This window comes from Psychroserpens sp. BH13MA-6 (assembly GCF_052983595.1).
Window position 1 is genome coordinate 315,274 of sequence record NZ_JBRJGE010000002.1, and the last position, 15,266, is coordinate 330,539.

Here is a 15,266-nt window from a genome sequence, read left to right on the forward strand (position 1 = left end):
TTATCGTTTTAGACAAATTTACCAGATTCCAATTGTAAAGTTTTATTGCAAACCTTTTTCCAGTTCATGTTGTGACTTACAACAACTAAAGACCAAGGGTTCTCTTTTCTAATTAAAAAATTCATGATTCTGTTGGCCTCATCTTTATCGAATTGTTCCAACGGATCTTCTAGTAAGAGTAGTTTTGGTTGTTTCAGAATGCTTCGTGCCAATACTAATTTTCTAGATATGGTTGTTGAAAGACGCTGACCTTCAGGATATAATATGGTTCTCAATCCTAATGATTGGGATTTTACAAAATCGTTTAATCCAACAATGTCTAGTACTTCATTTAGAGCGTCTTGTGTGATACTAGGATCTCCAAAAGTGAGATTGTCTCTCAAGGTGCCTTCAAAAGGAGACTCTTCTGGTAATGATTGACCAATTAAAGATCTGTAGCTATTAATTTTGATCCCACTTAATGGCATATTATTAATATAGATATTTCCGCGAGTTGGCATATATAAACCACCTATCAATTTCAATAGACTCGATTTGCCAGATCCTTGCGAACCATAAATAAGAATGCGATCTTGCGGTTGAATTTCTAAAGAAACATTATCAATAATAGGTTGTTCACGATCTGCCACCTTATAACCCACATTCACTACTTCAACAGTGATCGGTCTTTCCTCAGTGTATATATTATCACCTTCTTGAGACTCTAGCTCTTTATCAACGACTTGCCCCAGTTTTTCTATAGAAGTTAAAACATCATAAAAAGATTCGAGGCCAAGTATTAATTTTTCAACTGAATTAATGACTAATAAGATGATAATTTCGGCGGCTACAAACTGTCCGATATTCATTTGCTGATTTAAAACTAGGGCACCACCAATGACTAATAATCCGGCTGTTACTAGCACTTTAAAACCAATTAGTTTTATAAACTGCTGCACTAAGATTTTAAAATGACTCTCTCTAGAATCCAAATAGCTTGACACCAATTGGTCATTTTTTTGTAGCGCCAAATTGGTTTTTCCTGAGAGTTTAAAGGAGAGTATGGAGCGCGCAACTTCTTGTAGCCAATGTGCTACTTTATATTTTTGCTTAGACTCGTCAAGACTTGTGTCTAAACCGCGCTGCGCAGAATATTTAAAGACCACATAAATTAAAATGAGCAACATTACGCCGTAAATGATAAAAAATGGGTGATAAAAGGATAGTAAAATGAGTCCTAAAATTATTTGTAAAATGGCTGCTGGGAAATCCACTAATATCTTCGAAAGTGCCTTCTGAATGGTTAATGTGTCAAAAAATCGATTGGCTAATTCTGGTGGATAATAGTTACGAAGCTCACTCATTTTCATTTTAGGAAAACGATAGGCAAATTCAAAAGAAGATCGCGTAAAGATTTTTTGCTGTACATTTTCTATAATTCGCATTTGCATGAGTTGCAATAATCCTACAAAAGCGACACCTGCGGTCACTAAGGTTACCAGCACCACCCACGAGCTACTAATTTGAGCACCTTGAAGTAGGTTGATAATAGCCTGAATACCCAGAGGTAATGAAAGATTTACCAAACCAGCGAATATCGCATAGTAAAATACTTGTTTAATATCTTTACTATCTAATTTTAGTAGGCCAATTAAACGTTGCCAAGAAGTTAATATATTTTTGCTCATTTGTTGTTATTTAAGGCTTTAAGTACTAAATGTTTGAAGTATTCTGAAGGTTGCATATGATCATTACAATCTGTGAGTGATTTAAAATGATTTTTTAAGAAATGCTGATGCAAAGAACCCTCTATTACTGTGCTCGCTAAGCTAAGAGGGAAAGGATAGCTGGCATCAACTTCCGTAATCATATCGTGTAATCGTTGCACCAATCGTTTATATATTGAAAAATAACCCTCTTGATTCTCTTCATCCACCACTTTCGTTAAATAAGATTTAGAATACTCATTAATCACTACGCGATTGAGTGTGACTTCGTCAATATGCTTGAAAGTGGAGTCCGTTTCAATTGTTCTGGTAAGAATGTCTATGGCTTTTTCTAGTTTATTGGTAGTATCTGAAATATTAGTCGTCGCAAATACCAGCTGATATTCTAGCCAAGCCCAATACCACGAAGTTAGGTAGAGCAGGAGTTTGTGTTTACTATCAAAATAGCGGTACACAGAACTTTCATTAGATCCAATGCGTTCACCAAGTTTTTTAAAAGTAAAACTCTCAAATCCAATATCATCAATAAGTTCAATGCTATTACTGATAATTCGCTTTCCTAATTCAGATGATTCTGGATCTTTTAAATAGATCTTATCATTGATATCGATCTTTAAATTTGATAGTAAATGTTTCATAATATAAATTATTACATGCAAATATAATAGTATTACTATTAAATTAAATTATTTTAACTTTAGGTTAACTAATTAGCATATACTGAAGAAAATCCGATAATTACTGTTACCTTTACAGGAATTGACACAATGTGTGTCAAATAATTAAAACACCTTTAGAATAAGAATGGCAAAGTCGCAACAGACCTTTAGCAAAAGTGAAAAAGAAAAAAAACGTTTAAAAAAGCGCGAAGAAAAACGCAAGAAAATGGAAGCGCGTAAATTGGAGAAAGAGGAAAGTGGAGGAGAGAGTATCCCTTTTGCTTACGTAGATCAGTTTGGAAATCTTACAGATACACCGCCTGATCCAGCTGACAAAATTAAGGTAAAAGCGAAAAACATCGTATTGGGTGTGCCTAAGAAAGAGGATATTGAAGAGGAAGAATTCGATCCCATTCGTAAAGGTAAAGTATCATTTTTTGATAGTTCCAAAGGATTCGGTTTTATTATTGATACCGAAGATCAAGAGAAATATTTTTGTCATGTGACAGGATTACTTGATGAGATCCAAGAGAACGATCAAGTGCAATTCGAGTTAGAAAAAGGCCATCGCGGAATGAACGCGGTGCGTGTAAAATTGATTTAATAGCAATTATTCTAGCAAATTATTCAATTCTTGTACTGATCCCATAGTTAAATTATCTAATGTCATCGTACCTATTCGAACTCTCACTAATCGCAGTGTTGGGTAACCAACCTTTGCGGTCATTTTTCTGACTTGTCGAAATTTACCTTCATTGATGGTTATGGAAATCCAAGATGTTTCTCCATGACGACGGTCACGTATGTTCTTTAGTCGCTCTGGAAACTGTGGTGGATCATCCAATAGAATGGCTCTACAAGGCATCGTGACATAGTTGTCGCCTCTATGTGAAATTTCTACGCCATGTTGCAGCTTATAGAGCGCTTCATCATCAATCACTCCGTCCACTTGTACATAATACTCCTTTTCTATCTTTGAACCAGTAATTTCATTACTTACTTTACCATCGGTGGTGAAGAGTAACAAGCCTTCAGAGTCTTTATCTAATCTGCCAATCGCCATAGTGCCTTTTGGAAATTCATAAAGATCTCCTAAGAATTTTTTGTTTTTCTCATGTCGAGCGTTGCTCACAAACTGACTGAGATAACCATACGGTTTAAATAATTTAAAATGACGATGTGTCATAACTAGACATGGTTTTTAAGGATGGAATATACCAATTCTCTGGTCAGCGTTTTCTCTTTTGCTTTGGCTCTAATCATTTCAAATGACATCTTAAAATCACAACCTGATTTGTAGGCACTACAACCATAAGCACTTTTTCCTTTGATGATGGACCCTTGATGACATTTCGGACATATTATAGTGTCGGTTGATTGAGAACTAGGAGGTTTCAAGTTTTTAGTTTTGGGTTCTAAAACAAGCTTAAAATGATCATCAAACCTTAATAGACCTTCGATTTTACCAGAGTCCAATTCAAAGCCTTTGAGGTTGACCGTACTTCCTTTTTTTAACAATCTTATAAACTGTTTCTCAGATATTTTTTTTCCGTGAACTTTAAAAGGTAATCGAAAATCACAACCTTTGCTAAAATGACTACATCCATATGCTGATTTTCCTTTCATCAATTGCCCTTGTTTACATTTTGGACATATTTCAGAGGTCATACCAGCTTTTTCTTTGGCCTTAGAATTAGCTTGTCGTTGCTTTACAACAGCAGCTTGCGATATATTGGCTCGTTCAGATTCAGTACGAACTTCATACACCAATTCATCTACCATTTTTTTCATGTTTTTGATGAACAAGCTTGCGCTATAGGTGCCTTTTTCAATGTCTTTGAGTTGTTTTTCCCACATACCTGTGAGTTCTGCAGATTTCAAAAGTTCATTTCGGATGGTATCAATGAGTGCAATACCAGTAACCGTAGGAAGAATTTGCTTCTTATTTCTTTTGATGTATTGACGTTTGAACAAGGTTTCTATAATATTAGCCCTAGTTGAAGGTCGCCCGATACCATTCTCTTTCATCAAGTCACGAAGTTCATCGTCGTCGACGTGCTTGCCTGCCGTTTCCATCGCACGTAGCAGTGATGCTTCTGTAAATTGATTAGGAGGTTTGGTTTGCTTTTCTAAAAAAGAAGGTTCATGCGGTCCTTTTTCACCTTTTACAAACTGTGGTAATGTGTCTTTTTCTGAACTCGAAGATGTCGTTGCTTTTCCAAATTTAAAAACAACTTTCCAACCGTCTTTTAGGATTTCTTTGCCCGTTGTTTTAAAATTAACATCATCAGCTTTGCCAATAACCGTCGTATTAGAAACTTCACAATCTGGATAAAACACAGCGATGAATCGCTTTACGATGATATCATATACCTGTTGCTGGTTATACTGAAGATTTATTTGAACACCCGTCGGGATAATAGCATGATGATCTGTTACTTTTTTGTCATTAAATACTTTTGACGATTTTTTTATTTTTTTACCAAGAAGTGGCTGGGTCAATGCAGAATAATTTGTCAGTTTTTGTAAAATCCCAGGTACTTTAGGGTAAATATCTGTTGGAAGAAACGTCGTATCAACTCTTGGGTAAGTCACCACTTTTTGTTCATAGAGTTTTTGAACTATTTTCAAAGTGTCATCTGCCGAAAATCCAAATTTCGTATTGCAATATACTTGTAAACCAGTTAAATCAAATAGCTTGGGCGCATAGTCTTTACCTTTCTTTTTAGTAATGGACGTCACTTCAAAATCATGTGCCTTTACTTTTTCTGCCAGAACCTCACCATCTTTCATATTCAAAAATCGACCATCCTCATAAGCAAATAGGGTATCACGATACAAAGTTTGTAACTCCCAATAGGGTTGTGGTTTAAAATTTTCAATATCCTTGAACCTATTAACGACCATGGCAAGTGTAGGTGTTTGTACACGCCCAACTGAGAGCACTTGCTTATAACCTCCATGCTTTACAGTATACAATCGCGTGGCGTTCATACCTAATAACCAATCGCCAATGGCGCGAGAAAATCCCGCATAATAGAGGTTGTCATAATCTTTAGAATCTTTCAAATTATCGAAACCTTCTTTGATGGCCTCAGTGGTCAAAGATGAAATCCAAAGGCGCTGAACTTTTCCTTTATAGTTGGCTTGGCTCATCACCCAACGTTGAATTAATTCACCTTCTTGTCCAGCATCACCACAATTAATAACAACGTCTGCTTTGTCAAATAAAGATTTAATAATTTTGAATTGTTTTTCAACACCGGAGTTCTTGGTCACTTTTGTTTTAAATTTCTCTGGCAGCATGGGTAGATTGTTTAAGTCCCAGCTTTTCCAATAAGGTTTATAATCATTGGGTTCCAACAAGGTGCATAGATGACCAAATGTATAGGTTACTGCATAACCGTTGCCTTCATAATACCCGTCATGCTTTGTCTTGGCACCAAGTACTTGGGCAATTTCTCTAGCGACACTCGGTTTTTCAGCAATACAAACCTTCATTTAATTGTTTTCCTTTAATTTAAAACAGACCTGCAAAATAATAAATTACCTTGTTTTTTAACTACGGAATTACGCTGAGTTATTAACTGTTTTTGTTATGAATTGTTAGCACAACGACACATTTAAGTTCTCTTATTTTTGTCTCTTGAATAGATATATCCGAACAGGAAATAAACAACATAATGCAAAACATCTACGAAAAAGGGACTGTCAATAACAAATTGGGTATAAATAAAAGTGAGTAAAAATAGACCGCTGTAGAGTAACATACTATAAAGCTTCCTACTCTTAAATAGTTCGTTGAAAATAACATCTGGTAGAATACAAGGGAGCACGCAAATGCCAACAGGTATAAAAAAATATGAATGACTGATCACTGGCCATGGAATCATTAGAAATAAAATATAGCCAAATAAGAGTAGTTTATACTGAACACTATTGAATTCCTTTCCTAGGATAGTAACTTTATAGTCGTTCTCAATTTCAAATTTCAAGACATGCTATTTTTATAATATTCAAAGCTCTCTAAAATAATCGCATTAGGTACGATGCAGTTTACTTTAGGTTGCCCTATAGCCTCTAAAAGGACAAAATTGATATGACCGTGTTCGTTCTTTTTGTCATATTTTAAGAGTTCAATGATGGGCTCGTAATCTTCGGTACTTAGAACCACTGGTTGATAGATGGCATTGATAGCTGTTGTAATGGCTTCTAAATCGTCTTGAGGAAAGTTTAACAATTTCATAGATATGAAACATTCCAAAATCATTCCAAGAGCAATCGCTTCACCATGTAATAATTCAGCTTTATGTTCTTCGCTCAGAAAATAGGATTCAATCGCATGACCCAAGGTGTGACCGAAATTCAAGAATTTGCGTTCTGCAATCTCATTGGGATCTTTGGTCACAATATCTTTTTTGATTTGAACGGACTCATAAATCAAACGATCAAGGTCGTCGGTTGTAAGCTTTGATAAATCCGTCAATTGTTCAAAATAGTGTTTATCTGAAATGAGTCCGTGTTTTAACATTTCAGCTAGACCTGATTTCATTTGATTTTGAGGTAAGCTTTCTAAATAGGAGGTGTCGATAATCACCATATCACCTGAACTAATAACACCAACTTGATTTTTAAGCGTACCCAAATCTACGCCAGTTTTGCCACCTACAGATGCATCAACCATCGCTAAAAGAGAGGTAGGAATGTTGATGTAATTAATGCCACGTTTGAAGGTACAAGCAACGAAGCCACCTAAATCTGTAACGACGCCACCACCAAGATTCAATAATAAGCTTTTGCGATCTGCACCAAGTTCAGAAAGGGCATTCCAAACACCAACACAGGTATCTATCGTTTTATGTGCTTCACCTGCTTCAATTTCAATGATTTCAATTGATAACGTTGTTTCTAATTGTGACATAAATTTTGACAGACAATATTGATGGGTATTACTGTCGACAAGTATGAAGATTTTCGAGAAATTATGATCTAAAATATAGGCGTTTAAGGCCTTATAGGCTTGTGCGTTAAAGTGTATAGTGTACGTTTTAGCTTGTATGGAATTCATGCATTTAAATAAAGTGGAAAATTAGGGACTTTTACTAAAAAAATCGCAAGCGAATAATTATTTTTGTTACATATTTTTAACAAATGAATACAAAAACGCTTTTTGACAATACTGAAGTCGCCTTTGCTATAAAAAACGATTCTCAACTAGAGCGTGCTTATTTCCTGTTTAAGATGATATCTCATCAACCATTGGTTAGGATAGGTACGGCTGCAACAAATTTTGCCTTAAAGGCCAACTTACCAGTTGAAGGTTTGATTAGATCGACCGTGTTCGATCATTTTTGTGGTGGTGTCAATGAAGATGATTGCTTGCCTGTTATTGATAAAATGTTTACCAAGGGTGTGAGTTCTGTATTGGACTATTCTGTTGAGGGAAAAGAACAAGAAAGTACCTTTGATGAAGCTCGAGATAAAATATTAAAAATTATAAGGTTTGCCGACGAAAAAGAGGCCATGCCTATAGTTGTTTTTAAACCAACAGGATTTGGTAGGTTTTATTTATATCAGAAAAAAGGTGAAGGCAAGGAATTTACCGTTGCAGAGCAACAAGAGTGGGACCGTATCGTAGGTCGTTTTGATGCTGTTTGTAAGTTGGCTAAAGAAAAAGATGTTGAAGTTTTGATTGATGCTGAGGAAAGTTGGATGCAAGATGCTGCGGATGCGCTATGTGAGGATATGATGCGGAAATACAACACCGACAAACCTATTGTTTATAATACCTTGCAAACATATCGCTGGGACCGTTTTGACTATTTGAAATCACTACACCAAAGAGCTAAAGAAGCGCACTTTAAAATAGGAATGAAAATTGTGCGAGGTGCTTATATGGAAAAGGAGCGCGATAGAGCAGAGGATAAAGGGTATCAATCGCCTATTTGTGAAAATAAACAAGCAACCGATGAGAACTTTAATACTTGTATGACTTACATGCTCAAACATTTAGATAGTATCTCTGTTTTTATTGGAACGCATAATGAACATAGTTGCTATATCGCTATGGAGCTCATGGAAGAGATGGGTATCGACAAAAAAGATAACAACGTTTGGTTTGGTCAATTATATGGTATGAGTGACCACATCAGCTTTAACTTAGCTGCAGAAGGTTATAATGTGGCCAAATATGTGCCATTCGGCCCAGTAAAAGATGTGATGCCTTATCTTATTAGACGTGCAGAAGAAAACACGTCGGTTGCCGGACAAACAAGCCGCGAACTCAATTTACTAAAACAAGAAAAACAACGTAGAAAATTATAAAAAAAATCCACGAAAATACTCGTGGATTTTTTAATGTATTAATTGCGTTTGAATTGATACCATTTACGTTTTCGAAGCGGATTATTGCCGTAGCCATAACCATAGCCATAACCTTTTCTTTTCGTAGAACCATTTAATAACGTGACCATGTTCGGTAATCGTTTCTCTTCATACATGGTTTGCGCAATATGTAATTGACGTTTGTCAATATTGTTAGCGCTTACCACATAAATAAAGATATCGGCATGTTCACTTATTAGAAGTGTGTCTGTGACGAGTCCAACGGCCGCAGTATCAACAATGATATAATCATACTTTTTCTTCACTTGTTCAAAAAGCAAGTTAACACGATCGCTCATTAGGAGTTCTGCTGGATTAGGAGGAATTGTCCCAGAAGGAATTACATCTAAAAATGGATTATCATTTGCAGGAATAATGACATCTTCGATCGTCAGACTTTTATCTGAAATGAATTCAGTGAGTCCCTTTTTGGATTTAATCTTTAAATAATCATTTACCCTAGGCACACGAATATCCGTTTCGATCAGTAGTACTTTCTTTTCAGAAAATGAAAAAGAGCATGCCAAGTTGGTAGTTGTATGAGACTTACCCTCTTGCGCAGTAGTAGAAGTCACAAATATCGTTTTACAGGGCTTATCTGCATGTTGCAGCATGAAATTCACGTTGGTTCTGATAATTCTAAACGCCTCAGCTTTTGGAGAATAATCCACTTTTTTCACCAATTTCTCTTTCACATCAGATTTTGGAATATCGCCAATAAAAGGTGCTTTGATCAATCTCAAAACATCTTCTTTGGTATGTACTTTGGTGTCCATGACATCTTTGGCGTAGATATAAGAAACGGGTACAAAAAGTCCTAATAGTAGAGCCGCAAGATAGATAACGCGTTTCTTTGGAGACACAGGATCATCATTGGTGTAAGCATAATCAATCACTTTAGCATTAGCCGTAGACATTCCTAAAGTGATGGCTGACTCTTCTCGTTTTTCTAGTAAATACAAGTACAAGGACTCCTTGATGTCTTGCTGACGTTTGATATCTCTAAATTGACGCTCTTTTCCAGGTGCAGAATAAATTTGTCCGCGAATACGAGAATCTTCTCGGTTTAAGTTTCTTAAAGTAATCTCATTAGCAGATTTAATGTTTTGTAAACTTTGGTCTAGGTTCTTTTTTAAAGCATTGATCTGGTCATTTAATTTCACGACTGTCGGATTCTTTTCACTAGAATTTTTCAGTATCCGATCACGTTGAAGTACCAATTCATTATGGCTTTTGGTAATTTGTGCCACATCGCTATCTGCAATGCCAATATCTGCAGGTAACAAATCTGTTTCTACGGTGTCATCATTCAAACGTTCGGTCATGAATTCTACCAATTGCAATTGATTACTCGTTTGGTTTATTTTAGCATCTGTTTGACGCTCACTTTCTAAGAAAATATTGGATTGAGCGGATAATGCTGTTAGACGATTATCCTTTTGAAGTTTTTCAGCGGTAAAATCGACCTGTTCCAATTCATTAGAAACCACGTTTAACCGATTTGTGATGAAATCAGAGGTTGTTTTCACAATCAATTCTTTGTCATTAATAACGTCTTGATTGTACTTTTCTATGAGTTTATCGAGAATCAATCGGGCTTTTTCTTTGATACTCTCTTTAAGTGACAGATTGATAACGTTTGAATTCTTGGTTGTACTTACCTTTATTTCTGAAAGGTAATGTTCCACAATAGAGTGGAGCGGTCTGATACGTATTTCGATATAAGAACCTTCATCAGAACCATAAGTTCCGATGTTAGGAGTCAGTACAAAATCACCGAATGGTGCTTCAACCTTATCTCCAAAACTGTGGAGGGTAGAATCGTCACTGTCGAAAGTTAACAGCTTATTGGTATTTTTATTAGATAGCTCAAATTGTTGGGCTGAGATAATCTTTATAAATAATGACTTGTTGATGTTTTCCACCACAGAGTCACTCATAAAAAAATTAATATTTACGGGTGGTGTGGAATAGGTTTCTTCCTGTTTTACTTTTCCATTGACAAAATATGTGATATTCAACTTGAGGTCTCTCACCACATCCGAAATAATCGACCTTGATTTTATGACTTCAATTTCATCGGTCACATTAGGAAGATTGCTTGCAAAAACGCCATTTTGAAGATTCGATATTTCTGATAAGCTTCTCGAGTTTTCATCTTCCTTAAGTTTGATAGTGGCATTTGCTTGATACAAAAATGTGCTGTATCGGATCTTCAAAAAAGCAGCTGCCAATGCAATGAGTAAACAAACCAAAATGAGCTTCCACTTCGATAAGTAAAGTTCAACCACATTGATAATGTTCTCTTTATTTGTAAGTGATTTTTGAGACATAATGGAATTTTATCTATTTAATTTCGGACAATAAAAATGGCTGCAATCGTAGAAAGTGTAGATATCGCTGCAATCAAAATGCCGTTGTTAGGATTATAAGATGATGTTCGGATTCTCGCTTTGTTTGGCTCTACATAAACAACGTCGTTCTGACTTAAATAATACACTGGAGAATTCACAACATTAATGGATGTTAAATCGAACTTGGCATATTTTTTCTTGCCATCCACTTCACGAATTAAAAAGATATTATCTCTTTTGCCATAGATGGTTAAATCACCTGCCAATCCGAGTGCTTCTGTTAGAGAAATACGTTCATCTTGAACCGTATAGGCTCCTGGTCGGTTCACTTCACCTAAAACCGTAATTGTGAAATTCACCAAACGAATATTCACGATAAATTCTTTGACATACTCTCCAATACGCTCTTTGAGCATATTTGTGGCTTCAACTCTTGTTAAACCAGCCATTTTAACTGTTCCTAAAACTGGGAATTCAATATTTCCTTTAGGATCTATTAAATAGGTTTGTCTGAGCACATTGGTTTGAGTCGTGACACCACCAGAGGTATCGTAGGCTACCAATGGCAAGTTAAAAGCGGCTACAGATTCGGCCACTTCAGCTGAAACGTCAATGGTTAAGATGTCATTGGGTTTGTATATGATTTCGTAATTGTTATCCAATTCACTTAAACTCTGATCTGCGATAGGCTCATCTTGGAAATAGACAAGATCTTTTCTTGAGGCACAAGAAGACAACATCACCAATGTCAATAATAGCATTGAAAGTTTAGAGAAATTTATAGGTGTATGCATAATAAATTGATTGGGTTAAGTTTATTTTTTAGAATCCAGTACTTCGTACTTAGAATTGTTTGAGATATATTCTGGAATAATATCCTTGATTAAGGATACGATTTCAAGATTTTGTGATTTAGAATTCACCATACACAAATTTGAAATTTTATCACTAATGGTAAGGATATCAATAGATTTTGTTCTCGCTATCATGATTTTTTCATGATAGGTTGGTCTGGTATTTTCCCCGTCTGCTAATAATTCTTCATAAATTTTTTCTCCAGGTCGCAATCCGGTGATTTTGATGTCGATATCTTCTGGATACCTCAATCCCGACAGGATGATCATGTTTTTCGCCAAATCGTAAATTTTTACAGATTCGCCCATATCAAAAACGAAAATTTCACCACCATTACCCATTGTAGCAGCTTCTAAGACAAGCTGACATGCTTCGGAAATGGTCATAAAATAACGCGTAATGTCTTTATGAGTCACTGTGAGCGGTCCGCCATTTTCGATTTGTCTTTTAAATAATGGTATTACCGAGCCATTAGATCCCAAGACATTACCAAAACGCGTCGTAATGAATTTGGTATTACCTTTTCCTTGCAAGCAATTTACATAGAGTTCAGCAATTCTTTTTGTTGCACCCATGACATTTGTTGGGTTGACGGCTTTATCTGTTGAAATTAGAACAAATTTATTGACACCATGCTTTACAGACAAACTCGCCATGTGTCTTGTTCCACCAATATTTACGCTCACCGCTTCATATGGATTGTTTTCCATAAGTGGTACATGCTTATACGCTGCTGCATGAAATACAATCTTAGGTTTGTGTAATTGGAACAACTGTTCCATTCTTCTGAAATCACGAACATCGGCCACAATCGCTGTAAAGTTTTTTATACCTTTTTGAACAAACTCTTGTTGTAAATCGTACAGCGGTGATTCGGCAGTATCTAAAAGGATGAGTTTCTTAAAATCATAATTGGCTGCTTTTCGGGCAATTTCACTACCAATGGAACCAGCTGCACCTGTAATTAAAATGATTTGATTTTCATATTCATCAATTAAAGCTGGATTGGTAATTGAAATAGGATCACGGCCAAGAAGATCTTCAATATTAACTTCTTTGATTTGACCAACACTCAAATCACCGTCAATCCAATTTTGAACAGGTGGCACAATTTTTACCTTAAGACCTAATTCGAATAATTGTCCGGAAATTTGAAGTAACCGAGCAGATTCTATATTCTGTATGGAAATAATCACTTCTTCAACACCGTACTTATCTATAAATCTAGGCGTGATTTTGTCAAGACTATAAACGGTTAATGTGTTTATTTTTTTTCCAATTTTTCGCTCGTTATCATCAATAAAACCTATAATCTGATGATTACTCTTTGGATCGTTGGTAATGGCATCATACGTGATCATGCCCGAATTACCTGCACCAAATATCAAAATACGTTTCACCGTTTTGAAATCCTGCATCAGCTTGTTATACATCGATTTGATAAAAAGCTTGAAACCAACTAAGAATAAAATATTTAATAGTAAATGGATGTATATGATGGATCCGGATATGTTGAATATGCTTTCATAATTGAATCGTCTGCTAAAAAATGTGGATATAATGAGCGTTGTGGCTAGAATATTAACACCAATGATAATGTTGACGACATCCTTAAAACCAGTGAATCGCACCACGCCTTTGTGTGACCCAACCAATAAAAAACTTATGAGTGCTGCTAAAAAAACAAATGGTATTTGCTTAAACATCACTACAAAATCAAAATCCATTTGGAAATTGAAGCGTATGATATAAGCCGCAACGAAGGTCAATGCTACGATCATTAAATCGAAAAGCATCACCAACCATTTGGAGGCATATTTATGTGAAATATTTTGCAGTAGATCTTTAATCATGCTCTAAAATACGTTTTTATTGCAGATGTCACTCTATTTAATTCATTTTCAGTTAAGTTGGAACCGCTAGGCAAACATAAGCCTTTTTCAAATAACTCATCAGATACGCCATTGAGATAATGAGGAGCATCTTTAAAAACAGGCTGCTGATGCATCGGTTTCCAAAGTGGTCTAGTTTCAATGTTCAATGCTTCTAAACTCACTCTAATGCCTTCTCTAATAGCTTTTGAAGGTGTTAAGATACAAGTGAGCCAGCGATTAGAAAAACAACCTTTAGGTTCCTCTTTAAAAACAAGTTCATCGATATCTTTAAAACTACTTTTATAATAGTCATAATTTGCTCTTCTTTGGGAAACACGTTCATCGAGAATTGTCATTTGCCCTCTGCCAATTCCAGCTAAAACATTAGACAATCGATAATTATAACCAATATTTTCATGCAAATAAGCTGGATGTGGTTCTCTGGCTTGGGTAGCTAGATACACCGCTTTTTCCTTTATGTTTATATCGTTTGTAACTAAAGCACCTCCTCCTGAAGTGGTGATGATTTTATTTCCATTAAACGACAGTATAGCGATATCTCCAAAGGTTCCGCAATGCGCTCCATTATAAGTACTTCCTAAAGATTCTGCACTATCTTCCAGAACAGGAATTCCGTAGGTATGAGCAATTTTTTGAATCTCATCAACTTTATAGGGCATGCCATATAAATGAACTGCAATAATAGCCTTAGGTTTTTTCCCTTTTTGTATGCGCTCTTTTATAGCGATTTCCAATTGTTCAGGACACATGTTCCAAGTTTCAGTTTCACTGTCTACGAACACTGGAGTTGCACCTTGATAAACAATGGGATTTGCAGAAGCTGAAAATGTTTTACTCTGACATATAACTTCATCACCTTGAGTAACGCCCAACAAAATAAGTGCTAAATGAATAGCTGCTGTACCAGAACTTAAGGCAGCAACATGCGAATTTCCTTTGAGATATGATTGAATGTCATTTTCAAAACCAGTCACGTGTGGTCCCAATGGCGCAATCCAATTAGTCTCAAAAGCAGTATTAACAAACGATTGTTCTTTTCCACACATATGTGGAGATGACAACCAAATTTTTGATTCCATAATCAATTTGTTAAGCAAGTTATACTATTCAATATTATTGTCTAGTGAGGGATTTGGGTTCGAATATACTATTCTTAATGAACAATTAATCATAATTTACTCAGGGTAAATATTATTATTAATACTTAGTCCTTCAAATTATAACGATAAATAGCAGGTTTTTACGATATATAATGAATTCTAGACCATATTACCATTATTTCTATGTTTTTCAAACCACGATAAATACTTCGGATGAATGACTATTACTGCTATGACATGCATTTTATGGCCTGCTTAAGGTTTTAGTTGAATGTTTTGACTCAAAAACAGCTGAAAAAAAGTTTCAAAATCT

11 protein-coding genes are annotated in these 15,266 nt (G+C 35.6%); 2 read left to right on the top strand and 9 right to left on the bottom strand.

The window, feature by feature from the left end; translation table 11 throughout:
• Positions 1 to 8 precede the first annotated feature (8 nt).
• Both ACU8DI_RS05980 and ACU8DI_RS05985 read right to left on the bottom strand, forming a co-directional pair.
• A complete protein-coding gene (locus ACU8DI_RS05980) occupies positions 9 to 1,667 on the bottom strand; it encodes a peptidase domain-containing ABC transporter (protein ID WP_447111846.1) in 1,659 nt (552 codons plus the stop codon).
• Entirely contained in the window at positions 1,664 to 2,344 is a 681-nt protein-coding gene (locus ACU8DI_RS05985) for a TetR/AcrR family transcriptional regulator (RefSeq protein WP_447111847.1), read from the bottom strand. Before ACU8DI_RS05985 ends, ACU8DI_RS05980 begins: the two co-directional genes overlap by 4 nt.
• 166 nt (positions 2,345 to 2,510) lie before the next feature.
• On the opposite strand from ACU8DI_RS05985, the gene ACU8DI_RS05990 reads away from it, so the two are divergent.
• On the top strand, positions 2,511 to 2,969 hold the full coding sequence (locus ACU8DI_RS05990) for a cold-shock protein (protein WP_447111848.1): 459 nt from the start codon (positions 2,511 to 2,513) through the stop codon (positions 2,967 to 2,969).
• 6 nt (positions 2,970 to 2,975) lie between these two features.
• Here the strand turns inward: ACU8DI_RS05990 and ACU8DI_RS05995 are convergent, their stop codons facing one another.
• From ACU8DI_RS05995 to aroB, 3 genes are all read right to left on the bottom strand, one after another.
• Complete coding sequence (locus ACU8DI_RS05995; protein ID WP_447111849.1) at positions 2,976 to 3,551, bottom strand: pseudouridine synthase; 576 nt, start codon at positions 3,549 to 3,551, stop codon at positions 2,976 to 2,978.
• Between the two features lie 2 nt (positions 3,552 to 3,553).
• The gene (locus tag ACU8DI_RS06000) at positions 3,554 to 5,866 is read right to left on the bottom strand and encodes a DNA topoisomerase 3 (RefSeq protein ID WP_447111850.1); all 2,313 of its coding nucleotides are present in this window, start codon (positions 5,864 to 5,866) and stop codon (positions 3,554 to 3,556) included.
• Between the two features lie 490 nt (positions 5,867 to 6,356).
• Positions 6,357 to 7,433: a 3-dehydroquinate synthase gene (gene aroB / locus ACU8DI_RS06005; RefSeq protein ID WP_447111851.1), complete on the bottom strand. Its 1,077-nt coding sequence runs from the start codon at positions 7,431 to 7,433 to the stop codon at positions 6,357 to 6,359.
• 83 nt (positions 7,434 to 7,516) lie between these two features.
• Here aroB and ACU8DI_RS06010 point away from each other — a divergent pair, with 83 nt between their 5' ends.
• Positions 7,517 to 8,689, top strand: a complete 1,173-nt coding sequence (locus ACU8DI_RS06010; RefSeq protein ID WP_447111852.1) for a proline dehydrogenase family protein — start codon at positions 7,517 to 7,519, stop codon at positions 8,687 to 8,689.
• 38 nt (positions 8,690 to 8,727) lie between these two features.
• On the opposite strand, the gene ACU8DI_RS06015 is transcribed toward ACU8DI_RS06010, so the two are convergent.
• Genes ACU8DI_RS06015 through ACU8DI_RS06030 form a run of 4 tightly spaced genes read right to left on the bottom strand, consistent with a single transcriptional unit; the run spans position 8,728 to position 14,932 of the window.
• Complete coding sequence (locus tag ACU8DI_RS06015; RefSeq protein WP_447111853.1) at positions 8,728 to 11,082, bottom strand: GumC family protein; 2,355 nt, start codon at positions 11,080 to 11,082, stop codon at positions 8,728 to 8,730.
• 17 nt (positions 11,083 to 11,099) lie between these two features.
• A complete protein-coding gene (locus ACU8DI_RS06020; RefSeq protein WP_447111854.1) occupies positions 11,100 to 11,897 on the bottom strand; it encodes a polysaccharide biosynthesis/export family protein in 798 nt (265 codons plus the stop codon).
• Between the two features lie 21 nt (positions 11,898 to 11,918).
• Positions 11,919 to 13,811 (bottom strand): polysaccharide biosynthesis protein, encoded by a 1,893-nt coding sequence (locus ACU8DI_RS06025; RefSeq protein ID WP_447111855.1) that lies wholly within the window; start codon positions 13,809 to 13,811, stop codon positions 11,919 to 11,921.
• Positions 13,808 to 14,932: a DegT/DnrJ/EryC1/StrS family aminotransferase gene (locus tag ACU8DI_RS06030; RefSeq protein ID WP_447111856.1), complete on the bottom strand. Its 1,125-nt coding sequence runs from the start codon at positions 14,930 to 14,932 to the stop codon at positions 13,808 to 13,810. The genes ACU8DI_RS06025 and ACU8DI_RS06030 overlap by 4 nt, the downstream gene beginning before the upstream one ends.
• Between the last annotated feature and the right edge of the window lie 334 nt (positions 14,933 to 15,266).